Genomic DNA, 21,576 nt, shown 5'->3' with positions numbered 1-21,576 from the left:
CATTTTATTCTCATATAAATTGAATGTCATAAATAATAACGTTCAACAAAGAATATTTCAATAGATATAATCATTTCAATTATATTCTATTATGAGTATTTTTACCATTTAAAATATATTTCATTTAATTTATGAAATATATGACCTCTTATTTTCGAACTATTTATTTTTGGTTGTGCTTGATTGTTCAATAGTACGATTACGTCCCGCTTGTGAGCCGAACAATGTTATAACAATCGCAGTAATTAATAAAATACTTAGAGAAGCAGTCCATTTACCAGTCATATCATGCAAGATACCAAATAATAACGGACCTATTGCTGCCACAAGATAGCCTACTGCCTGAGCCATCCCAGAAAGCTTTGCTGAGGTTTGAATATGTTCCGTTCTTAAACTAAAGAATGTATTCACTAAGCCAAACGCAAGACCGCCCGCAACGCCAATTAAAATAGTAGAAATAATTGCTAGATGTGGCACAACTAGCATAATTGTCACACCCGCAATAAAACATATCCCTGTAATAAAGGTTAATAAGAATTGCGATTTCATTTTAGTTGCAAATATAGGTGTAATGAAAGTAAATGGAATAATGGCTATCTGCATTATAGATAAATATGCACCTGCCTCATTAATAGACATGCCACTATGAGATAAATAAGCTGGCAGCCAATTAATCAATGAATAAAATATAAGTGATTGTCCTCCCATGAGTATCGTAATTTGCCATGCTAATGGAGATTTCCACACATTTACACTTTTCCGAGGTAAAGCAGTTGCAGTTTCTTGTGTTCCTTTTAATTGGAATGACCATATAATGATTGTTATCAGTGTGATGATTCCTATAACACTGATAGCGATATTATAGTTAAATGCCTTTACTAAAGGCGCTGTTCCATATGAGGATAATCCACCAAACACATTCATCACAACGGTATAATAACCTGTCATAATGCCGATATGTAGTGGGAATTTCGCCTTAATCATTGCTGGTGCCAGTACATTACCAAACCCGATACCAATACCTATCAGCACTGTTCCTATATATAACCATGAAATGTCCGTAATTGATCTGACAAGGACACCAATAAAGATTAAACAAAGTGCTAAGAAAATTGTTTTTTCTAATCCCATTTTATTACTTGTTCGAGCAGCAAATAATGAAATCACAGAGAATGCCAATAATGGCACCACTGTTATGACACTGACCGCACTATTAGACATCGCTAAATCCATCTTAATGTCAGGTAACGCAACACCAATAGATGTGATCGGCGCTCTTAAGTTAGCCCCTACCAATAAGATTCCTATAAATAATAACCAATTAAATGGTTTTGTGGTTCTATACTTTTCCATATTGTACCGCCTTGCTCACTTTATTTTAAAACAACACAATATATGGTACGATATGTACGTTATATTGTAAATAGGAGGATTCACTTGTATAATATTCAGAATATAGTAGCCAGAAATTTATCTGACTACCGAAAAAGACACAACCTCAGTTTAGATAAAGTTGCAACTGCAACTGGTGTGAGTAAAAACATGCTGAGCCAAATTGAAAAAGGCACTTCTAATCCAACGATTACAACGTTATGGAAAATCGCGAATGGATTACATTTATCGTTGTCTCAATTAACCGCGATGAATAATGATAGCGTTGACTTTATTGATGAATCAGATATCATCCCTATCATCGATGAACAAATAGCGATTTATCCTTATTTTCCTTACGACGATAATAAAAAATTTGAAATGTTTAAAATGGAGATACAAGCAGGAGGCAAGATGCTTTCTGAACCTCACCATACTGAGTCTGAAGAATATATTATTGTTAACAAAGGTCAGTTAAAAATAGAAGTCGATACAACAATGTATACAATCAATAGTAATCAAGCCTTCCGCTTCAATAGTGACGTGCCTCATTGTTACTTTAATCTAACTGATGAACCTGTTGTATTTACCGCAACGATTCATTATCAATAAACCATTCAATTTAATCATCATAATATTATAAGCCATTAGTCTCCTAGCAGAAATCTAATGGCTCATTTTGTATTCAAATTATTTTAGACTCGTGTTGATTCCTTAGGCGTTTCATCATAAAGATTTCATAATTATAAATAACTTGAAGTGTCGTGTATATTTGACACACACTTTTATGTCAGATATATTGTACATGTAATATATATTTGACACTAAAGAAGGGTAGTAAATCTATTATGAATAAAGTTAAAAGCTTTCGTACTGCTAAAGATATTTCACAACTCACACTTGCACGTTCAGTAGAAGTATCACGTCAAACCATTAATATGATTGAAAACGATAAATATAATCCCTCGCTTAATTTATGTATAAAGATTGCTAAAGCGTTAGGTGTCACCTTAAACGACTTATTTTGGGAGGATGATAATAATGAATAACAAAGATAAAAACCTCTATCAAAGCTTTGCAGGAACAATGAACGATCCTGATGAATATCAAAGACATGAAATTGACAAATTGCTTGCCAAACTTTCAATTATTTCACTATACATATTCTTAGCTTTACTTTACTTATCTATATTTTTTGATATTGAGCGTTCATTTATTTCACCTTTTAGTATAGGCGGTATCATATTTATAATTATATTGGCATGTAGATTGTCTATGAGTCATTTTGCAGCAGACCCCCTTACAATAGAAGTAATTGATAAAGAAACGTATCATCAAACATTAAAAAATTCACGTAACAAGAGAATTATATTTCTTATTGTAGCAATCACTTATATATTACTCGTTAACTCAGTCATTGCTCCAATGCTTGCAGGAAATGCATTAAATATGGAACGTCTAACTGACTTAAACACATTTTTCCCCGTAATCGTTATTGCAGTATTCACGATTGCTAAAGATTCACGTGTAAAACTTATTGATCAAAAGGAGACGTATGATGGAAAATAACAAGTTACTTCGTTTAATTCCTAACTTCAGGTTTACTGATGAATATGAAAGACAACAATTACTTCATGAATATGCCAAATATTTCATGTGGCTATTTTGGGGCATCATGATTATTTCTATAGCAGATATATGGATAGACTTTTACTTACACCGCATACCTATCTTAGGCATGTTAGGTTTTGCTTTAATTATGATATTATCTCTAATTATGATTATTGTTATTAGAAACAAAAAAATAGATGAAGTAGATACTTATTCAGAGGAAGCATGGACAAAAGAAATGAAGAAAGTGCGTAATGGGAGTTATATTTTTGCTGTTACGATGTTCTTGATTGCAAACTTTAATCAATATATTCTACCCTTTATTATACATAGTGGTGTTCCTGAGAAATCCGATATGCTGATTAACCTATTCATTTCTATTGGATGTGGCATTATAGCTGGTTTATTTGTTTATACCCTTGGTCGAAGAAAGGTTACACGTGCCTATATGGATAAATAAAACTAAAGAACCACGTACTCATAATTGAGCACGTGGTTCTTTAGTTTTTTCATGTCGTTTGAAATTTAGTTTTACAAGAATTTTTCAATATAAAATGCAGATTCTTCAATAGATTTATATTCCGTATTAATCACCGTCGCGTTTAATTTTTCAAAAATTTCTTCCGCATATACGAGTTCTTGTCTGATACGTTCAATACTATTGTAATTTGTAGGTCCATGTAATCCTAAAACTTTTACACGTTCATTACGAATATTCAAAATGTAATTAGGACTAGCAGTTAGACCAAATACTTTCAACTTCTTATATTTAAAGACTTCATCTGGTATATCAACTTCTGGCACTAAAGGAATATTCGCTACTTTATAACCCTTATTCGCTAAATACATGCTCAAAGGTGTCTTTGATGTTCGAGAAACCCCAACGATGAGCGCATCTGCTTCGCCTATATCAGTAAAATGTTTACCATCATCGTATTTCACTGAGTATTCCATCGCTTCAATTCTTTTAAAATAGTTTTCATCCAATTTGCGTAAAGCACCACTTTCATGACTAGGTGAACAATTCGTAAGTTGCTGAATAATCCCTATTAAATCTGACATATAGTCGACATAAGGTATTTGTTCATTTTGTGCATACTTTTGACCTACTATATTAAATTCTGGGTTCACTAACGTCGTAACGACGACTGCCCCACGTTCTTTTGCTCGTTTCAAAACATTGATTAATTCTGTTTCACTTTTAATAAATGGAAACTTCTTAATCTCTATTTGTGATACTTCTGGAAACTGAGTTAACGTGGCATGAATCATGCGTTGTGCAGTTTCACCAATTGAATCTGATACCACGAACAAAGTGAGTTGTGGTGTCTGTGTATCATTAAACACGTAATCGACCACCTTCAACTTCACTTTGTGCAGTAGAAAGCAATGCGCCTGGTACTCTATATGGAGAGCATGAGACATAATCGATATCTAAATTATTAAAGTATTGTATTGATTTATGGTCACCGCCAAGTTCACCACACACTCCAATCTTAAGTGTTGGATTTGCAGCTTTCGCTTGTTCCGTTGCTACTTTAACTAATTGTCCTACCCCTTCTACATCTAATGTTTGGAAAGGATCAATATCTAAGATGCCTTGTTCAGAATATGCACCAATAAATTTCCCGGCATCATCACGTGAAAAACCAAATGTTAACTGTGTTAAATCATTCGTACCAAAGCTAAAGAAATCACATTCTTTTGCTAAGTCTCCTGCAATTAGACAAGCACGTGGTGTTTCAATCATTGTACCTATGAGGTAATTTACAGATTCTCCCGCTTCTTGCTGTAATGCTTCAATACGTTCAGTAATTTGTGTCTTTAATGTCGTAAATTCTGCAACTGTTGAAACAAGCGGTATCATGATTTCTGGTTGGCAATCAATACCTTGTGCTTTTAATCTTAATGCACTTTCCATAATCGCTTCTACTTGCATCACATAAAGTTCAGGATAAGTAATAGCTAAACGACACCCTCTATGACCGAGCATTGGATTCACTTCGTTTAAATTTTCTATATATTGTTCTAATGTTTTTACTGATACATTTAATTGCCCAGCAACAGATGATTTTTCTTCCGTTGATTTTGGTAAAAATTCATGTAGTGGTGGATCCAACAAACGAATAATTGTCGGACGTTCTCCAGATAGTTTTAATATTTCTTCAAAATCTGCTGTTTGATATTGTTTAATTTCATTTAAAGCTGCGATACGTTTATCTTGTGTATCTGACAGAATGAAACGGCGCATTTCAACGAGACGTTCAGGTCCAAAGAACATATGCTCTGTACGTACAAGCCCAATGCCTTTTGACCCAAATTGATAGCCAGCTTGAATATCTTGAGGTGTTTCCGCATTCATACGTACATCTAATCTTGCTACACCATCAGACCATTCCATAAACTGTTCGAAAGCCTCGCTTCTTTCTGCTTTCATTGTTTCAACTTCTCCGACATAGATATCTCCTTGAGCGCCATCAACAGATATCATATCGCCTTCATGCAATGTGCCACCAGGATAATTTACAACTTTATCGACAACATTAATTTCTAAATCTGAGCAACCTGTAACACAACATTTACCCATACCACGTGCAACAACTGCTGCATGAGAAGTCATTCCGCCATGCGTCGTTACAATTGCTTCACTTGCGACCATACCTTCAATGTCTTCAGGTGAGGTTTCAGGGCGCATTAAAATAACCCTTTCACCTTGTTCAAATTGCATTTTAGCTGTTTCTGCTGAAAAGACAATTTTTCCACTCGCTGCACCCGGACTGGCTGGCAATCCTAATTTAGAAATAACTGAAGCGTGTTCGAGTGCTGTTCTATCAAAATTTGGATGCAATAATTGATCAATCGATTTTACTTCGACATTCATCACAGCTTCTTCTTTTGTAATTACACCTTCTTCAACTAAATCTACTGCAATGTGAATTGCTGCATTTGCTGTACGTTTACCATTACGCGTTTGTAAAATATAGAGTTGTTCATTCTCAATCGTGAATTCTATATCTTGCATATCTTTATAATGTGTCTCTAAGCGTTGCGATACATCTACAAATTGTTGATGTACATGTGGCATTTGATCTTTTAACGATTCAATATCTTTAGGTGTACGTATACCGGCTACTACATCTTCACCTTGTGCATTTAATAAATATTCTCCAAATAATTTCGCTTCTCCAGTGACAGGATTACGTGTAAACGCAACACCTGTTCCACTGCGTTCGCCACTATTGCCAAATACCATTTCTTGAATATTAACTGCAGTACCTATATCATGTGGAATTTCATTTAATTCACGATAAACTCGAGCACGGTCGTTATCCCACGATTTGAACACTGCCTCAATTGCTTCTGTTAGTTGATCAAATGGTGCTTGTGGAAATGGTTTGTATACTTCATCTAAATATACACCTTTAAAATGTTCACAAATTTCTTGTAACCCTTCTGCTGGAATATCAGCATCATTTTGATAATCATGTTGCGTTTTATAAGCATTAAAATATGTATCAAATGCATTCATTGGTATGCCATATACAACCTCACCAAACATTTGTAACAATCTACGATAACAGTCATAAGCAAAACGAGCATCATTTGTTTTCGCTGCCAATTTTTTCACATTATCATCATTTAGCCCTAAGTTTAAAATTGTGTCCATCATACCGGGCATAGATATTTTTGCTCCACTACGTACTGAAACAAGTAATAATTGCTCCTCAGATGAAAATGATTTTTCTGTACGTTGAGAAAATGCTTCCAATTGACTATTTAATTGTTCTGATAATGCTTCAGGCACTTTAGAACCATGTTTCAAGTATTCAATACAAGCTTCAGTTGTAAGTGTGAAACCATCTGGAACAGGTAGCCCTAAGCGTTTCATTTCAGCTAAATTGGCCCCTTTGCCACCTAGTAAATCTTTCATTGATTTTTGACCTTCGTCAAATGCATAAATATATTTTGTCATACTAAATCACCCCTATTTTTAAATACGTTATACTAATTGTTATTGAGTATGTCATATTAAAACCCAAAAAACAACTATAATATTTGAAAATTTGGAAAATATATTTATTTTTTCTTTATTACAAATTCATCCAATTTAAACGCATGCTAGCTGCTTAAAACATAAAAAAGCCCAAGCAATCATTATTAATGCATTGCTTGGAGCTTCTTATGTTCACCAGTTTATCGTCATATTTGAATGTAAGATATCATTTAATTTACTATGCAACTATGATGCTACAATATAAGGTACCCGCTTCATAGGTAGTTTTCATATCACCATCAATGAAATGTTATATTTCTATCAATCATAAAACGCACAGTTAATCTATTTAATATTTTCATTTGATATAAACTGGTTCTATTCATTGATAAATGTTAAAAGATTAAGTGAGTTAAATAGATAGATTGGTGCTATATAAACAATATAACATTTATAACTTGTGGCATTTACAATCATTCAAAATGACATGTTACAGAACAAAGGTCTGCTTTAAAGTAGGTGAATATTTTATATATAATCATTTGATAAAGTGATAAAGAGGTATACTTGCAATTGAATTATGTCGCGAGTAACAAAGGTGGAAATTATTAGTTTTGAATATGCTCAACTTTTAAGTTGAAAATAAGGTGCTACTTCCTCTGTAGTGTAATACTTATTTTATAACTTCGTGCTTTGCAAATACTTTTCTAAACAATACTTTTATTTCGCTTACATCTTGTTCACGCTCCTTCATCTCGAAATACACCAACGACACATTGATGTGAGTTATTACTTAACAACTCAATAATGGCACCATTTCCAAACAAAATTTCAAACTGAAAACAAAACGTTTTGCATCTATAAAGATTTTCGTTATTTATTTTATAGAATTATTTAGCAATAACTTAATTTTATTATATTGTCGTTCGTGTAATTTGTAAAGTAGTTTTTAATAATTTTCTAAAAATTGAAGTTCTAATATTTTATACCCGTTACAATTTGAAAATTCAATCATGACAAATATCAAAATTCTAAATTTTATAATCATTTGTTTTTCAAATCACACCTATCTATTCTCGCTTTAACACCACATCGCAATTTGCAATTTCAATGCCTCAGAATACTTTTTAGGGTTCAAGCCTGTAACTGTTTTACATTTTTCTAATCTATATAACAGCGTATTTCTATGAATATATAAGTGCTTTGCTGTTTGAGAAATATTCAAATTGTTGTTAAAAAATATTTTCAATGTTGCAATACTTTGCTCATCTAAATCCCCTAATATTCTTTTTTTGAATCTTTCTCTAATTTCCCTGTCTATTTGATATAACAGCGTTTTTTCTTCTACTTCTTCAAATGATACGAGTGGTGCTGATTGCTCATTTAACATAAATACAAGCTCACATTCTTCATACGCTTTTTTAAAATCGTTTAAATTTGTAAATATAAGGCTTGAGGTCATATGCACTTCCAATTGTAAGCTTTTAAACATTTGGTGAATTCGATTTATTTTCACATCTAATGCGCACTGTTCTTCATCAGTAGCAAGAATTACGATACGGTTATGATTTGTAAACGCAATGACAAAAGAACTAGGGTCAATCTTACTTGCTAATGTACGCACGATGCTGTTCCTAGAAAATATTTGTTTTTCAATATTGATGATAATGCATTTGCCAAATGTTAATAAATGCGTATTAAGCTGATTGCCCAAATGTTGAATAAAAGACTTAGACGGTTCACTTTTCAGCAATTCTTCAATAAATAACTCCTGACTACGTATATTTCCTTCTAATTCATATGTAAAATAATTTTGATATAGCAATAATTCCGTAGACATTTTCACTAAATCCGATACATGTGTAAGTTTTTCAGGATCACCTGTTATACCAATCACACCAACGATGTTATCTTGAAAAATAATCGGTAAATTCACGCCTGGTTGTGTTCCTTCTAATGTCGCACTATCTTCCTTTGATAATATGACTGTCTCTTCTCGTTCTAATACTTTACGTGCGCCTTCATGAATTGTCCCTACACGTTTTTTATCAAATGAGGCTATGATTTCCCCGTTAAAATTCATGATATTAATATTACTCTGTGTTCTTTTAGCTGTTTCTTCTACAATTAATGTTGCCATTTCTTCTGTAAGTATATTCATAATTTCACCACTTATCATTTTTATACAAAATTATAGCTTTATATTTGTATAGTTTAACTCTATTTTCAATAAAATAAAATCGATACAATGAAATAACAATCAAAAGAAAGCGTTTACAAAGGAGGAACCTCAAGTGAAAATCATTTTAGCACCAGATTCATTTAAAGGGAGTATGACAGCAACCCAAGTCTCAAAATATATGGCAGACAGCATTACAGAAGCATATCCACAAGCTGACATACACGCTTTACCCGTTGGTGATGGCGGTGAAGGTACGATGGAAGCACTAGTGAATGCCACTAACGGAAGCTTTCATACCGTTTCAGTAACAGGTCCTCTTGGAAATCATGTAACTGCGCAATATGGTGTACTCGATGATGACACATGCGTGATTGAAATAGCGGAAGCTTCTGGACTAAGACACTTAACTGACGATACTTTAAATGCAATGACAACAACGACTTATGGTACAGGTGAATTAATTTATAATGCCTTAAATAGAGGTTACAAAAAATTCATTTTAGCTATTGGCGGCTCTGCGACAAATGATGCTGGTGCTGGTATGTTGCAAGCATTAGGCGTCAGATTATTAGATGAAAATGGCGAAGCTATCGCCTTTGGAGGAGGTGCGTTGCAACATATTAAGCAAATAGACTTAACCCATTTTGACGCTAGAATTAAACAGTGTGAATTTATTATTGCGACGGATGTTCAAAATCCTTTAATAGGTCCTGATGGCGCTTCACATGTTTTTGGTAAACAAAAAGGTGCCACAGAAGATAATATTAAACAACTTGATGCCAATCTCACGCATTGGGCAAATCTTGTAGAAGGTAGTACGCATATTAGCCTTCATGATTTGCCAGGAGCTGGTGCAGCTGGCGGACTAGGTGGCGCCTTCAAAGCATTTTTACCTAGTCATTTTGAAGATGGTATTCAAGTAGTAATAAAACATACGCAATTAGAACAGCTTTTACCAAATGCAGATTTAGTTATTACTGGAGAAGGCAAAATTGATTTCCAAACTTTTTATGGTAAGACACCTATGGGCATCGCAAAATGTGCGAAACAATTTGATGTCCCTGTCATCTTTATTGGAGGTTCTGTTGAAATTGACATAGAACAATTTGATGAGGTAGGTGTAGTAAGTGCTTTTAGTTTAACCGATGGTCCTTTGTCACTAGCAGAAACAATAGCAAATTCGGAAAAATTAATAAAAAAAACAACGAAGAACATCATAAAAACATTTTTCCATAACCACTAGCATAATTAAGGGGATGTTTCGTTATGAGAATTAAAGATACGATTGAAAAAGTACCTGGTGGCTTGATGGTTGTTCCGTTATTATTAGGCGCTGCAATCAACACGATTGATCAATTACATTTGAATTTTATTACGAATGGTTTAAAATTTTTAGGCGCTCCAAAGACTGAAGAAGGACATTATGAGATGTTGCAAATTGGGGGATTTTCTCAGGATTTATTTAAAGATAGCGCACTCGTGTTAATTGCACTATTTATCTTTTGTGTGGGAAGCCAAATGAACTTAAAAATTGGTGGCAAAGCATTGAAAAAAGGTATGATATTAACATCAACGAAATATTTTTCAGGTTTAGGCGTTGGTCTTTTACTTGGAGCTATTTTCGATCCATGGACAGGGTTATTTGGTTTATCTACAATCGCAATTATTGCAGCAATGACCAATAGTAACAGCGGTATGTATGCTGCTCTAACAAGTGCCTATGGCAACCGCTCTGATATTGGTGGTTTATCTATATTAGCTATCAATGATGGCCCTTTACTTACATTAATTTCTTTAGGCTTTATCGGTACAAATTTTCCAGTCATTTCTTTCGTTTCTGTGTTATTACCACTCGCAATAGGCATGCTCTTAGGTAACTTAGATCCTAAAATCGCAGAATTTTTACGACCGGGAGAATCATTACTCATTCCCTTCTTCGCCTTTTCATTAGGAGCAGGAATGAATTTAGCCGAATTCTTTAATTTCTCAGTATTATCTGGTGGCCTCACATTAGCATTGCTTACATTTGTCTGTACTACTGTGACTGGCGTCATTGCTTTCAAACTCTTTAAAGAAAAAAGTGTCATAGGCCCTATTTCAGAATCTTCTACTGCAGGTAACGCCGTTTCCACACCTGCTGCGGTTGTCGCAGCTGCCTCAACTGCTTTAGCTAGTGGTAATTTGAGTCAAAGTGAATTTGCTATGATAGAAAAAGTAGCACCTATCGCGACAGCTCAAATTTCAGTTTCTGCTATTACTACGGCGATTTTATGTCCAATTGCTGTTATCATGGTAGATAAATACCAGAAGCGCAAAGGCATTGATGGCACCCAAGAACATTTCAAAACCAATCACAAAGCATTTTCTAAGATAAAACAAGCCACAAATACGGCCGATTATGAAAGCGCTTTAAATAAGAAGGAGGACTAACTTTGAAAACTACGATTTTATACGGCAAATCAAACGTTGAAGTTGACTTGCCGAAACAAAGTGTACTAATTGAACCCAAAAACATTGAGCCACTTGAAGACCATGTAACTGCGATACGCACAGCATTAAATAATCCAATTGGCTCCGAACCATTGCAAGACATGGTGAGTTCTGACCAAACTGTATCTATTGTTATTAGTGACATCACACGACCAACACCTAATCACATTCTTGTACCATTACTAATAGAAACATTAGCCCACGTACCTTTAGAAAATTTTGTAATTATCAATGGTACAGGTACACATCGCGATCAAACACGAGAAGAACTTGTACAAATGCTTGGTGAAGACATAGTAAGCAAAGTGAAAATTGTACATAATCATTGTAATGATAAGGATACACTTAAAAAAGTAGGCCATAGTCAATATGGTTGTGATGTCTACCTGAACAAAGATTATGTTGAATCTGACTTTAAAATTGTCACCGGTTTTATCGAGCCTCACTTCTTCGCTGGCTTCTCTGGTGGTCCTAAAGGGATTATGCCTGGCATTGCTGGCATAGAAACAATTATGACATTTCATAACGCTAAAATGATTGGCGATATACGTTCAACTTGGGGCAATATGCAAGATAATCCTGTGCAAAATATGACCCGGGAAATCAATGCAATGTGTAAACCAGACTTTATGCTCAACGTCACGTTGAATAAAGAAAAAGCGATTACCGAAGTATTCGCCGGTGAGTTATACGAAGCACATGATAAAGGATGTGAATATGCAAAAGCACATGCGATGTTCAAGTGTGATGAGCGTTTTGATGTCGTGATTGCTTCTAACTCAGGCTACCCTTTAGATCAAAACTTATATCAAACAGTTAAAGGCATGAGTGCAGCACATAAAGTAGTTAAAGAAGGTGGCAGCATTATTATGTTATCTGAATGTAGCGATGGCTACCCTAATCATGGCAATTATGCAGAGATACTAAAAATGGCTGACTCCCCTCAAGGGCTTGTCGACATGATCAGTGACCCTAACTTCGCGATGCTTGACCAATGGCAAGTACAAAAACAGGCTGTGATTCAAACTTTCGCTGATGTTTATTTATATTCTAAACTCAGTGACCAACAAACCAAAGATGCCATGTTGCATCCGGTTCATAATATTAATGAGACACTTAAAGCATTAGAAGATAAATATGGAAAAGATATGACGATAGGTGTTATGCCACTCGGACCACTTACTATCCCATACGTAGAATCATAATTTAGGAGGAATTATTATGTTAACTGAAGTATTAACTAAAGAACAACAATTAGAACGTGTATTAAAAAATATGAATCGTGTAATCGTCGCTTTTTCAGGAGGTGTAGATAGTAGCTTTGTATTAAAGAAAGCTATCGATGTACTCGGCACTGACAATGTAAAAGCAGTTATTGTAAAATCCGAATTATTTAGAAATGAAGAATTTGACCAAGCCCTTCGTTTAGGTGAATCACTAAATGCCAATGTGATAGAAACTGAAATTGAAGAATTAAAAGATCCAAATATAGTTGAAAACACACCAAGCAGTTGGTATTACAGTAAACGCTTATTATATTCAAAACTTGAAGACTTAAGAGTAAACTACAATTTCGACTATGTTCTCGATGGCATGATTATGGATGATTTAGATGACTTCAGACCTGGGCTCAAAGCAAGAACTGAATTCGGTGTTAGAAGTGTGCTACAAGAAGTTGAATTGTATAAATCTGAAATTAGAGAACTAAGTAAATCCAATGATCTACCTGTATGGAATAAGCCTGCATTATGTAGCTTGGCATCTCGAATTCCTTATGGTGAACCTTTAAATTTCACAAAGGTTAACAAAGTAAATGAAGCTGAAAAATTCATTTTAAGCTTAAACATTAATCATGTCAGAGTACGCTATCATAATAATATCGCAAGAATAGAAGTAGACGACACAGCTATCCCTGCAGTGCTTCAATATAAAAATCAAATCACACTTCGCTTGAAAGAACTTGGTTTTGATTATGTAACTATTGATTTAGAGGGATATCGTACAGGCAGCATGAATGAAGTCATCAATACACAAGATGAGATTTAACAAAATAAAGGTGGCATAACTATGACTGAAAACCAAGACCCAATAGAGTCATTACTTCTAGCGGTAAAAGAGAATGCGCTTTCCATTACAGAAGCAAAAGATAAATTGAGTCATTATGATGAATTAGGTTTTGCAAAAATTGATTTACACAGAACAAAACGACAAGGCTTTCCAGAAGTTATATTTGGGGAAGGAAAAACTGTAACGCAATTAGACGAAATCGTACACACATTAATAAAGCATGATGAAGTCATTTTAATTACTAGAATTGATCAAATTAAAGCAGATGATATCATCGCTAAATATCCACAACTTGAATACCATGAGACAGCACGTATCGTTTGTACACCTGTTAATAAAATTAATAAAACGGAACATTTTGCAGCGATTATTTGCGCCGGTACGTCTGATCTGCCAGTAGCCGAAGAAGCGGCTATTACAGCTGAAGTTATGGGTATTTCAGTACAACGTTTTTATGACGTAGGTGTTTCAGGCATCCATCGTCTTTTTGCACATATCGAAACAATTCGTCAAAGTAAGGTGTCCGTAGTTATCGCTGGTATGGAGGGCGCGCTATCTAGTGTTGTTGCCGGTTTAGTTGATCACCCAGTCTTTTCAATACCTACGAGCGTTGGTTACGGCGCCAATTTAGATGGCGTTACCACGCTATTATCTATGGTTAATTCTTGTGCACCTGGTACGAGTGTGCTCAACATTGATAATGGATTTGGCGGTGGCTATAATGCCGCAATGATTATAAAAATGATCGAAAATGCTTAGAACGGAGTGAAACATTATGTCCAAAGCGATTTATCTTGATTGTCACGCTGGTATTGCTGGAGATATGTTATTGTCTTCACTTGTAGATTTAGGTGCGGATGTCACCTTTATTGAATCACAATTAAAAACATTACCGCTCAATCATTTCAAACTCGACTTCTCAACTCAAAACAAACAAGGCATTCAAGCCATGTCACTTAACATTGATTTCGAAGAAGCGCACCATCATAGAAAAGCATCAGATATCTTTAAGATGATCAAAGAGAGTAGCTTGCCAAGCAGAGTAAAGGATCGAAGCCTCAGGGTATTTGACGTGATTGCACACGCAGAAGCTAAAATTCACGGTATGTCTGTTGAAGATGTTCACTTTCATGAAGTTGGTGCTATGGACTCTATCATTGATATTATTGGCGGATGTCTTGCACTAGAAGATTTAGCTATAGATGAACTCTATGCCTCGCCTATTCCAACTGGTAACGGGAAAATCAATATCGCACACGGTGTCTATCCAGTGCCTGCCCCAGCTACTGCTGAAATACTCAAAGGCATCCCGCTTGCTTCATTTGATGTTAACAGTGAATTGACAACACCGACTGGCGCTGGTTTTATTAAAGCATTGGTTTCGGAAATCGGCCCTTTACCTGCAGTAACCATGGAGCAAATCGGTTATGGTTGTGGCACAAAAGATTTCGATTTTCCCAATGTTTTACGAACAATTCAATATACAGTAAAAGAAAACACGCCGACACAAGTCCAAGTGATAGTGTGCCAGATTGATGATATGACACCAGAGATGCTTGGTTTCTTTATAGAACAAGTACTGGATGACGGTGCGTTAGATGCTTACTTTACTCCAATTACGATGAAGAAAAGTAGGCCCGCCACACAACTTACAGTGATTAGTAAAATTGACGACGCACAATACTTTGAAGACTATATACTTAAAAATACAACCTCTTTAGGTGTAAGAAGTTATGCAGTCAATCGCAAAATTCTCCATCGCCAGTTTCAAACAATTCACACAAAGTATGGTGCTATATTAGTGAAAATAGGCATGATGCATAATAAAATTATCAAAGCGAAACCAGAATTTGAAGATGTAAAAAATGCAGCAATTCAATCTGGCAAGTCTTTCTCAACTGTTTACAATGAAATACAGCATGAAGTTTATAACCACATTAAAATAGACGAATAAAATAACCTAGCACGAGCCAAAGACTACAGGCTGAGGCTGTCCGCGGAAAGCGTGCACAAAAGACTGCTCCAAAATTATACGGACACAACGTAAAATCAAACATGCATTCAATTACTAACTATAGTCTTCAATTATTAGTAATTGAAAACATAATTCATGTTATTTTGCTGTTAAATCAAAGCAGTGATTTGGGCTGACTCCAGCGGGGAAAGCACGCGCCGAAGACTACAGGCTGAGGCTGTGCCCGCGGAAAGCATGCACAAAAGACTGCTCCAAAATCAAAAACTCAACAGACAGCATAAAATCCAGCACTCACACTTAAGTGAAGTACTGGATTTTTTATTGCTTAAATTATTTTAGAGAAGGACCTACTTTAATATTTGCACTATCTAATGCAAGTTCAAGTACTTCAATAACTTGAATACTATGTTCTAATTTTTCTTCTGCTAAATCGAAATTTTTATCATTAATAATCTGAACCATCTTCACAAATTCTTCGTACATACGATGTTTTTGTTGATTAACTTGATATGATTGCGTACCACCTTGGTTAAATGTTAGATCAAACGCTTTTAGCTCATTTGTTGGACCTTTAATATGAATTGTTGCATTTTCACCTTGTATGTACGACTGATTGTCAGAACTAGAGTCTTTTGCACCAATACAAACAACTTTCATTTCATCATAATCAAGATTTAAGATGCCAGATGTATCAATATCGTTTTTAACGTTAGCAAAATAAGCAACACCTTTAGGCATACCGAAGAGCCCAACTGCTAAATGGATATTGTATACATTGATATCCATGAGTGCGCCTCCACCCTTCTCAGGATCGAAAGCAGGTTGAATGATGCCTTTTTTGAAATTATCATATCTTGAAGAGTACTGTGAATAATTAAATTGGGCTATTTTACAAGTCCCTATTTCACTCATAGATTGTTTCAATACATCATAATTACTCAAATAAAGGTTAGTAATAGCTTCGATAATAATAACGTTATGCGCTTCAGCCAATGCTTTTAATGTTGTTAATTCTTCTTTAGTTAAAGTAAATGGTTTTTCACATATTACATGCTTCTGTTGCTCAATTGCTTTGCGTGCATAATCAAAGTGCAGATGATTTGGTACAGCTAAATAAATCGTATCCATATCTTCATCTTGAAGAAACTGATTATAGTCTGTAAAAATTGTTTCAATATTAAATTGTTTTTGTAAACTTTCTACATTTTCTGGATTTCTTCCTGTTGAAACAATGCTATGAAACTCAATGTCTGAAATTTCTTCCATCACTGGTAATGCTTCTTTGACGATCTTGCCCGCCCCTACGATACCTAATTTCATGTTTGTCTCTCCTTCTCACTTAATCTAAATGATGATGTATTATCACTTGGTGCAATATTAAATTATTGATAGCTATTTTAAAATCCATTCAATATACCATTATATTTGAATTCATCATGCAATTCAAAAACTACAGCCTTGATACAATTCGTATTTTGTTTTGAAAATCTCACTAGTGGTATACAATTAGTATAAAGGTATAACATAAAATCATTTTTTATATTCTTTAAATAAAGGAGGCATTTTTGTGTCCATATTTTATTTTTTAATATTTATAGTAATCGTTTTAATTATCTATTTCATTTTCCGAAAAAATTATAAAAAGGAAGCTGCAGTTAATAAAAGAAAACGTAAACGCGAAAAAAGAGTAGAAAACTATATTAACGAAGCTTTTCAAATAGAAAATTTAGAAGATGTTAAAGAAAGTAAAACAACAATTGCTTTGGTTTATCCTAAAGAAACATTAGATGTTGAACCTGAACAAGTCGTACAAGTAGAAAATCAAAGTGAAGAAAAAGTCGTAACAGAATTTGAAATGCCTGAAGGTATTAAAAGAGAAGAACTATATGACTTTTCTCTTAAACACACTAAATTTTATATCGCACATGATCGTTATGAACGTCTTAAAACGGTCGATGAAAATGAAAAAACAAATAGTGGCATTATAAAATAATTCAATTATTAAAGGAGTATGTATATGACACCAATTGTTAAAGCTTATTCAAATGACGAAGATATTGAAATTAATATCAACACATTGAAAGATCAAAAAATTAATGCAAAAGACATTTATGTTCTATCTCATGATGCCGATCATACAGCACGCATCGTGAAAAATACAGAAGTCTCTGGCATTGATTACAATCGTTCCGATGTTGGCGAAAAAGAACCAAAACAAGGTGATCAACTAAGAGATAAGTTACAAATTCTTGGCGTTTCTGAAAGTGATGCACAAGATTACGAAGAACTTATGGATCAAGGTAATGTACTACTCATTGTTACAGATCAACGTGCAGCAAACGTACTCTAAATTTAAATTAATTAGCTAAACTAATGCACCCCGCATTCTTTTAATTAGGATGCGGGGTGCATTATATCTTTTATACATATTGATTATAATTGATTAAAGTTATTTTCTTGGAGATCTGTAATTTTAGCAATTTCTACTTTTTGGTCTTTAGGCTCCAATACATGTAAATACTGTGCATCGTCGTTATCTTCAATTTTCTTTACAGTAATACGGTCATGTTCTATAGTTTCGATAATTATTTCTGAATGCTTATCTAGCGCTTCTTTAATATGTTGCTTATCCATGCTACAACCTCCTTAAGTAAAAGCTAATTGTATTTCGAATCTCTTCATCTTTTACCCTTAAGCTATTTTTCAAATCAAAGAAAACATAATAAACTGCTTTTCCTTTTTAATATATTCATTTGTAAAATCATGAAATGGCGTGATGACCAACTTGTATATAATAATTAAAGCTGAGACATGTATTTATGTCCCAGCCTTGATAATCAATTATCATTAACTTAATATTACATCTACTAATTCTTCTGCAGTGGCTTTACCGAAATAATATGTAATGTCTATTTCACTTAAAGCCTTTAATAAATCCTCTTTGACTACACGTACGTCTTTGAGTTGTTCTTCAACGTCTTTAATGTCGCCTTGCCCAAAGAAATCTCCATAAATACGACATGCTGAAATACGTCCTTTTTCTACAGAAAGAGAGACATCAATCGTGCCTGCCGCTAATCTCGCGTCTCTATTATATTCATAGCGTGGGGAACCACCAAAATTCCATTCCCAATTTTTATATTTTGAGGCTAGCATTTCATCAACGGCTTCCCAATCTGCATCAGTTAATTCATAACGCTTTGCGTCATTCGTATCATCAATGCCTAAAATCTCTTTAACCATCAAATCTTTAAATTCATGGATCGTTACATTTTGATATTCTGGTGCCAAATATTCACGAATATTGCCTACACGTGATCTTACAGATTTAATACCTTTGGATTCTATCTTTTTACGATTCGGCTTCAATACTTTAACCATAGGTTCATAATCTACATCCAATAATAAAGAATAGCCACCATAGATACGTCCCTTAATCAAAGTCATTGCCGCCCCAGATACTTTTTTATCGTGAATGGCTAAATCATTACGTCCACTTTGCACAGCTTCTGTTGCACCCAGTTGATGTAAAGCCTGTATACCTGGTTCGTAAAAGCGTTTGAAATTACCATAAATTGTATCGTCTTTTTCTAAAATACAACACATATTCACTGCACCACTGTCTACATAAACTGCGCCACCACCTGTATCACGACGAACGACTTGAATACCATGTTCGTCTAAATAATCTTGGTTAATTTCTACCGCAGTATTTTGAAAACGACCTATCTCCACTTTTGGATCACAGATATACGGAAATAAGATATCCTCATTTAAAAATATATTTTGGCTAACGTGAATTTGCATTGCTAATGCAACTGCACCATCTGTTATATATTCGCCATTGCGAATAGGTTCAATTAAGTACATATTGTTCTCCTATATAGTTAATTTTTTGTTGGCTTCTATCATGAGTGTTGAAATATCTTCAGTTAGATGTATTGTTCTATCTCGAATATTCTCTGGAATACGATATGCTTTCTTATTCATTGTCATAAATAAGGCATTTGGATTATGTCGTGTCATGCGTTGAAAAGGTTGTTTCACATATTGTGGTGTCGTATAACCGATACCTATTTCTAGATATAATACTTTATCTTCTTTATGTGCCTCAAGGAACTGATTGTAGCGAGATAACTGCGCATGAAAATCTGCATCCTCTACCATACCAACCTGTGCTTTTCGCTTATTAATTTCCATCGGCGCATCACATTTAGGGCAATGCGGCAAGAGTTCTCGTGGCACTTCCATATGCTCTTGTTCTGCAATCATTTGACGTATTGCAGCATCATCACGATAAGTCTGCGCATGACAATGTTGACTACATTGCCACAAGATGTACTCTCCTTGAATATGAAAAACTTTATCCAAATCAAAATCTGCCACTGCAAATGCATTATCTGCATTCGTCGTGATGATATGATAATCTTTATGACTTAAAATTTGATTAAGCGCAGTATAAGATGCGCCTACAGGTTGGTCTAAATAATTCAGCGCAACAAATCGACTTTGAAATGCCCAATACTCCTGCCAACTTTCGAATGTATGAAGACTTGCTTGTAACATATCAAAGAAACCGTATTTTTTAATAAAATCCGGGAAATTTTGTGTGAAACGTTCACCTATATACGTAAACCCGTCTGATGCTGACATACCCGCGCCTATCCCAACTACAACTGCTTCCGCTTCATTTAAAGCATCTGCTAATATATCGGATTGTCGATCATAATTTGTAGTTAAGACATCCCAAGTTGATTCAGTCATAATGTTTCAGTCCTTCCTTATACAATGCAGCATCTTTATCTGTAAATACATTGAAAATCACACTTATATCAGAATGATGTTCTTGTTTATAATGCATTACAGTCGAAATTGCTATCTGTGTTGCCTCATCTTGAGGGAAACCAAATACGCCTGTTGAAATACAACAAAAAGCAATACTTGATAAGTTTTGCTGATCCGCAAGTTCGAGACAACTTCGATACGAGCGCGCAAGTAAATCACGGTTCATTTGTGACACCGGTGTCTTACGAATTTGTGGTCCCACTGTATGAATGACATATTGAGCAGGCAAGTTATAACCAGGGGTAATTTTTGCTTTACCAACACCTTCACGTCTACCTTGTTTATCTATTAAATCTGCACAAGCTAAACGTAACTGGACGCCTGCTTTAGTATGGATGATATTATCGATACAGTTATGATTCGGCTCAAAACAGCCTAACAGCTTACTGTTAGCCGCATTTACAATGGCGTCTACCTCAAGCTGCGTGATATCACCTTGCCATAAATATATATCGTTATTGAGATATGGGGTTAATGATGTTAGCGACGTAACTTGTTGCGCATTGTAATTTTTTAAAAATGCATCTTGCATCTCAATAAAATCTGCTGCAATCGGTGTTGCTGGCCTTACATTTACTAACCCTCGAAACATTTCGAAACGTTCTGCTTCCGTATCAGGTAAGTCTGCAATGGCACCGTCATGTGTCTCTTGCCACAAATACTCAATCAAATACGCTAAACGTTCTGTTTGTTGCATAATTTATGCCTCAGGAAGTGCATTAAATGCTGCTTCGTCAACATTTTCTAATTTAACCAACCAATTTTCTTCAGCTTTTTCAGAATTTAAAAGCGTTGGTTCATCTTCAGCTTTTGTATTACGTGCAACAATTTTACCTGCTAATGGTGATTGAACGTCTAATACTGTTTTAGAAGCTTCAATACTAACGATTTCGTCGTCGACTTTAATATCGTCTCCACCCATAAATTCAACATAACCTACTGTTCCTACATCATCTTGTAATTCAGGTGTCATACTGTATACATACTGTTCTCCAACTTTTTCTACCCATAAATAATTTGCTAATTTTTTCATAAAATATC

The 21,576-nt window shown here is 34.7% G+C and carries 22 protein-coding genes; 12 read left to right on the top strand and 10 right to left on the bottom strand.

Annotated elements, in window-relative coordinates; all coding sequences use genetic code 11:
• Positions 1-159 precede the first annotated feature (159 nt).
• The gene (locus tag ACP3TL_RS13130; protein ID WP_069833095.1) at positions 160-1,353 is read right to left on the bottom strand and encodes a CynX/NimT family MFS transporter; all 1,194 of its coding nucleotides are present in this window, start codon (positions 1,351-1,353) and stop codon (positions 160-162) included.
• Positions 1,354-1,437: 84 nt separating this feature from the next.
• On the opposite strand from ACP3TL_RS13130, the gene ACP3TL_RS13125 reads away from it, so the two are divergent.
• The 4 genes from ACP3TL_RS13125 to ACP3TL_RS13110 all read left to right on the top strand — a co-directional run bounded on the left by ACP3TL_RS13125 (position 1,438) and on the right by ACP3TL_RS13110 (position 3,442).
• The gene (locus ACP3TL_RS13125; protein WP_069816560.1) at positions 1,438-1,983 is read left to right on the top strand and encodes a helix-turn-helix domain-containing protein; all 546 of its coding nucleotides are present in this window, start codon (positions 1,438-1,440) and stop codon (positions 1,981-1,983) included.
• Positions 1,984-2,219: 236 nt separating this feature from the next.
• Positions 2,220-2,420, top strand: a complete 201-nt coding sequence (locus tag ACP3TL_RS13120; RefSeq protein ID WP_069816558.1) for a helix-turn-helix transcriptional regulator — start codon at positions 2,220-2,222, stop codon at positions 2,418-2,420.
• Positions 2,413-2,940, top strand: coding sequence for a hypothetical protein (locus ACP3TL_RS13115; RefSeq protein WP_069833094.1), 528 nt, complete (start codon positions 2,413-2,415; stop codon positions 2,938-2,940). The genes ACP3TL_RS13120 and ACP3TL_RS13115 overlap by 8 nt, the downstream gene beginning before the upstream one ends.
• The gene (locus ACP3TL_RS13110) at positions 2,930-3,442 is read left to right on the top strand and encodes a hypothetical protein (protein ID WP_277575667.1); all 513 of its coding nucleotides are present in this window, start codon (positions 2,930-2,932) and stop codon (positions 3,440-3,442) included. Before ACP3TL_RS13115 ends, ACP3TL_RS13110 begins: the two co-directional genes overlap by 11 nt.
• A 71-nt stretch (positions 3,443-3,513) precedes the next feature.
• Here ACP3TL_RS13110 and ACP3TL_RS13105 read toward each other — a convergent pair whose 3' ends face one another.
• The 3 genes from ACP3TL_RS13105 to ACP3TL_RS13095 form a co-directional block, all read right to left on the bottom strand.
• A complete protein-coding gene (locus ACP3TL_RS13105) occupies positions 3,514-4,329 on the bottom strand; it encodes a pyruvate, water dikinase regulatory protein (protein ID WP_069816547.1) in 816 nt (271 codons plus the stop codon).
• The gene (ppdK, locus tag ACP3TL_RS13100; protein WP_069833092.1) at positions 4,322-6,955 is read right to left on the bottom strand and encodes a pyruvate, phosphate dikinase; all 2,634 of its coding nucleotides are present in this window, start codon (positions 6,953-6,955) and stop codon (positions 4,322-4,324) included. The genes ACP3TL_RS13105 and ppdK overlap by 8 nt, the downstream gene beginning before the upstream one ends.
• Before the next feature lie 1,102 nt (positions 6,956-8,057).
• The gene (locus ACP3TL_RS13095) at positions 8,058-9,137 is read right to left on the bottom strand and encodes a CdaR family transcriptional regulator (protein WP_069833091.1); all 1,080 of its coding nucleotides are present in this window, start codon (positions 9,135-9,137) and stop codon (positions 8,058-8,060) included.
• Between the two features lie 133 nt (positions 9,138-9,270).
• Between ACP3TL_RS13095 and ACP3TL_RS13090 the strand changes: the two genes are divergently transcribed.
• Genes ACP3TL_RS13090 through larC form a run of 6 tightly spaced genes read left to right on the top strand, consistent with a single transcriptional unit; the run spans position 9,271 to position 15,669 of the window.
• Positions 9,271-10,401 carry a glycerate kinase gene (locus ACP3TL_RS13090; protein ID WP_285325806.1) on the top strand — a complete coding sequence of 377 codons (1,131 nt, stop codon included), beginning with the start codon at positions 9,271-9,273 and terminating at the stop codon, positions 10,399-10,401.
• Positions 10,402-10,424: 23 nt separating this feature from the next.
• Positions 10,425-11,588 (top strand): 2-keto-3-deoxygluconate permease, encoded by a 1,164-nt coding sequence (locus ACP3TL_RS13085; RefSeq protein WP_069833089.1) that lies wholly within the window; start codon positions 10,425-10,427, stop codon positions 11,586-11,588.
• A gap of 2 nt (positions 11,589-11,590) precedes the next feature.
• A complete protein-coding gene (gene larA / locus ACP3TL_RS13080; protein ID WP_277575668.1) occupies positions 11,591-12,853 on the top strand; it encodes a nickel-dependent lactate racemase in 1,263 nt (420 codons plus the stop codon).
• Positions 12,854-12,869: 16 nt separating this feature from the next.
• Entirely contained in the window at positions 12,870-13,694 is an 825-nt protein-coding gene (gene larE / locus ACP3TL_RS13075; protein WP_069816535.1) for an ATP-dependent sacrificial sulfur transferase LarE, read from the top strand.
• A 21-nt stretch (positions 13,695-13,715) separates the two neighbouring features.
• Positions 13,716-14,474: a nickel pincer cofactor biosynthesis protein LarB gene (gene larB / locus ACP3TL_RS13070; RefSeq protein WP_069816534.1), complete on the top strand. Its 759-nt coding sequence runs from the start codon at positions 13,716-13,718 to the stop codon at positions 14,472-14,474.
• Between the two features lie 16 nt (positions 14,475-14,490).
• Complete coding sequence (larC, locus tag ACP3TL_RS13065; RefSeq protein WP_069816532.1) at positions 14,491-15,669, top strand: nickel pincer cofactor biosynthesis protein LarC; 1,179 nt, start codon at positions 14,491-14,493, stop codon at positions 15,667-15,669.
• A gap of 351 nt (positions 15,670-16,020) precedes the next feature.
• Here larC and ACP3TL_RS13060 read toward each other — a convergent pair whose 3' ends face one another.
• Positions 16,021-17,010 (bottom strand): Gfo/Idh/MocA family protein, encoded by a 990-nt coding sequence (locus tag ACP3TL_RS13060; protein WP_069833086.1) that lies wholly within the window; start codon positions 17,008-17,010, stop codon positions 16,021-16,023.
• Between the two features lie 247 nt (positions 17,011-17,257).
• Here ACP3TL_RS13060 and ACP3TL_RS13055 point away from each other — a divergent pair, with 247 nt between their 5' ends.
• Entirely contained in the window at positions 17,258-17,683 is a 426-nt protein-coding gene (locus ACP3TL_RS13055) for a hypothetical protein (RefSeq protein ID WP_069816528.1), read from the top strand.
• 24 nt (positions 17,684-17,707) lie between these two features.
• Positions 17,708-18,040 (top strand): YflT domain-containing protein, encoded by a 333-nt coding sequence (locus tag ACP3TL_RS13050; protein WP_069833085.1) that lies wholly within the window; start codon positions 17,708-17,710, stop codon positions 18,038-18,040.
• Between the two features lie 83 nt (positions 18,041-18,123).
• Here ACP3TL_RS13050 and ACP3TL_RS13045 read toward each other — a convergent pair whose 3' ends face one another.
• From ACP3TL_RS13045 to ACP3TL_RS13025, 5 genes are all read right to left on the bottom strand, one after another.
• On the bottom strand, positions 18,124-18,324 hold the full coding sequence (locus ACP3TL_RS13045; RefSeq protein ID WP_069816524.1) for a hypothetical protein: 201 nt from the start codon (positions 18,322-18,324) through the stop codon (positions 18,124-18,126).
• A gap of 213 nt (positions 18,325-18,537) precedes the next feature.
• On the bottom strand, positions 18,538-19,560 hold the full coding sequence (gene lplA / locus ACP3TL_RS13040; protein ID WP_285325815.1) for a lipoate--protein ligase: 1,023 nt from the start codon (positions 19,558-19,560) through the stop codon (positions 18,538-18,540).
• 9 nt (positions 19,561-19,569) lie between these two features.
• Positions 19,570-20,454, bottom strand: coding sequence for an SIR2 family NAD-dependent protein deacylase (locus ACP3TL_RS13035; RefSeq protein ID WP_069816520.1), 885 nt, complete (start codon positions 20,452-20,454; stop codon positions 19,570-19,572).
• Positions 20,447-21,232 (bottom strand): protein-ADP-ribose hydrolase, encoded by a 786-nt coding sequence (locus ACP3TL_RS13030; RefSeq protein ID WP_069816517.1) that lies wholly within the window; start codon positions 21,230-21,232, stop codon positions 20,447-20,449. Before ACP3TL_RS13030 ends, ACP3TL_RS13035 begins: the two co-directional genes overlap by 8 nt.
• Before the next feature lie 3 nt (positions 21,233-21,235).
• On the bottom strand, positions 21,236-21,568 hold the full coding sequence (locus tag ACP3TL_RS13025; RefSeq protein WP_002506490.1) for a glycine cleavage system H family protein: 333 nt from the start codon (positions 21,566-21,568) through the stop codon (positions 21,236-21,238).
• Positions 21,569-21,576: the final 8 nt, after the last annotated feature.

Origin of the sequence: Staphylococcus caseorum, from assembly GCF_049943195.1 — a bacterium.
Lineage (GTDB): Bacteria > Bacillota > Bacilli > Staphylococcales > Staphylococcaceae > Staphylococcus > Staphylococcus equorum_A.
The sequence above is the reverse complement of the archived record's forward strand: the minus strand, read 5'-3'. Positions and strand labels throughout refer to the sequence as shown.

Bases quoted from the DNA above. Each gene is read 5' to 3' on its own strand.
- ACP3TL_RS13035 (WP_069816520.1), bottom strand. From the start codon at position 20,454: ATGACTGAATCAACTTGGGATGTCTTAACTACAAATTATGATCGACAA.
- ACP3TL_RS13085 (WP_069833089.1), top strand. From the start codon at position 10,425: ATGAGAATTAAAGATACGATTGAAAAAGTACCTGGTGGCTTGATGGTT.
- ACP3TL_RS13045 (WP_069816524.1), bottom strand. From the start codon at position 18,324: ATGGATAAGCAACATATTAAAGAAGCGCTAGATAAGCATTCAGAAATA.
- ACP3TL_RS13115 (WP_069833094.1), top strand. From the start codon at position 2,413: ATGAATAACAAAGATAAAAACCTCTATCAAAGCTTTGCAGGAACAATG.
- ACP3TL_RS13060 (WP_069833086.1), bottom strand. From the start codon at position 17,010: ATGAAATTAGGTATCGTAGGGGCGGGCAAGATCGTCAAAGAAGCATTA.
- ACP3TL_RS13030 (WP_069816517.1), bottom strand. From the start codon at position 21,232: ATGCAACAAACAGAACGTTTAGCGTATTTGATTGAGTATTTGTGGCAA.
- ACP3TL_RS13050 (WP_069833085.1), top strand. From the start codon at position 17,708: ATGACACCAATTGTTAAAGCTTATTCAAATGACGAAGATATTGAAATT.
- ACP3TL_RS13120 (WP_069816558.1), top strand. From the start codon at position 2,220: ATGAATAAAGTTAAAAGCTTTCGTACTGCTAAAGATATTTCACAACTC.
- larC (WP_069816532.1), top strand. From the start codon at position 14,491: ATGTCCAAAGCGATTTATCTTGATTGTCACGCTGGTATTGCTGGAGAT.
- ACP3TL_RS13130 (WP_069833095.1), bottom strand. From the start codon at position 1,353: ATGGAAAAGTATAGAACCACAAAACCATTTAATTGGTTATTATTTATA.
- ACP3TL_RS13025 (WP_002506490.1), bottom strand. From the start codon at position 21,568: ATGAAAAAATTAGCAAATTATTTATGGGTAGAAAAAGTTGGAGAACAG.
- ACP3TL_RS13095 (WP_069833091.1), bottom strand. From the start codon at position 9,137: ATGAATATACTTACAGAAGAAATGGCAACATTAATTGTAGAAGAAACA.
- larB (WP_069816534.1), top strand. From the start codon at position 13,716: ATGACTGAAAACCAAGACCCAATAGAGTCATTACTTCTAGCGGTAAAA.
- ppdK (WP_069833092.1), bottom strand. From the start codon at position 6,955: ATGACAAAATATATTTATGCATTTGACGAAGGTCAAAAATCAATGAAA.
- ACP3TL_RS13110 (WP_277575667.1), top strand. From the start codon at position 2,930: ATGGAAAATAACAAGTTACTTCGTTTAATTCCTAACTTCAGGTTTACT.
- larE (WP_069816535.1), top strand. From the start codon at position 12,870: ATGTTAACTGAAGTATTAACTAAAGAACAACAATTAGAACGTGTATTA.
- lplA (WP_285325815.1), bottom strand. From the start codon at position 19,560: ATGTACTTAATTGAACCTATTCGCAATGGCGAATATATAACAGATGGT.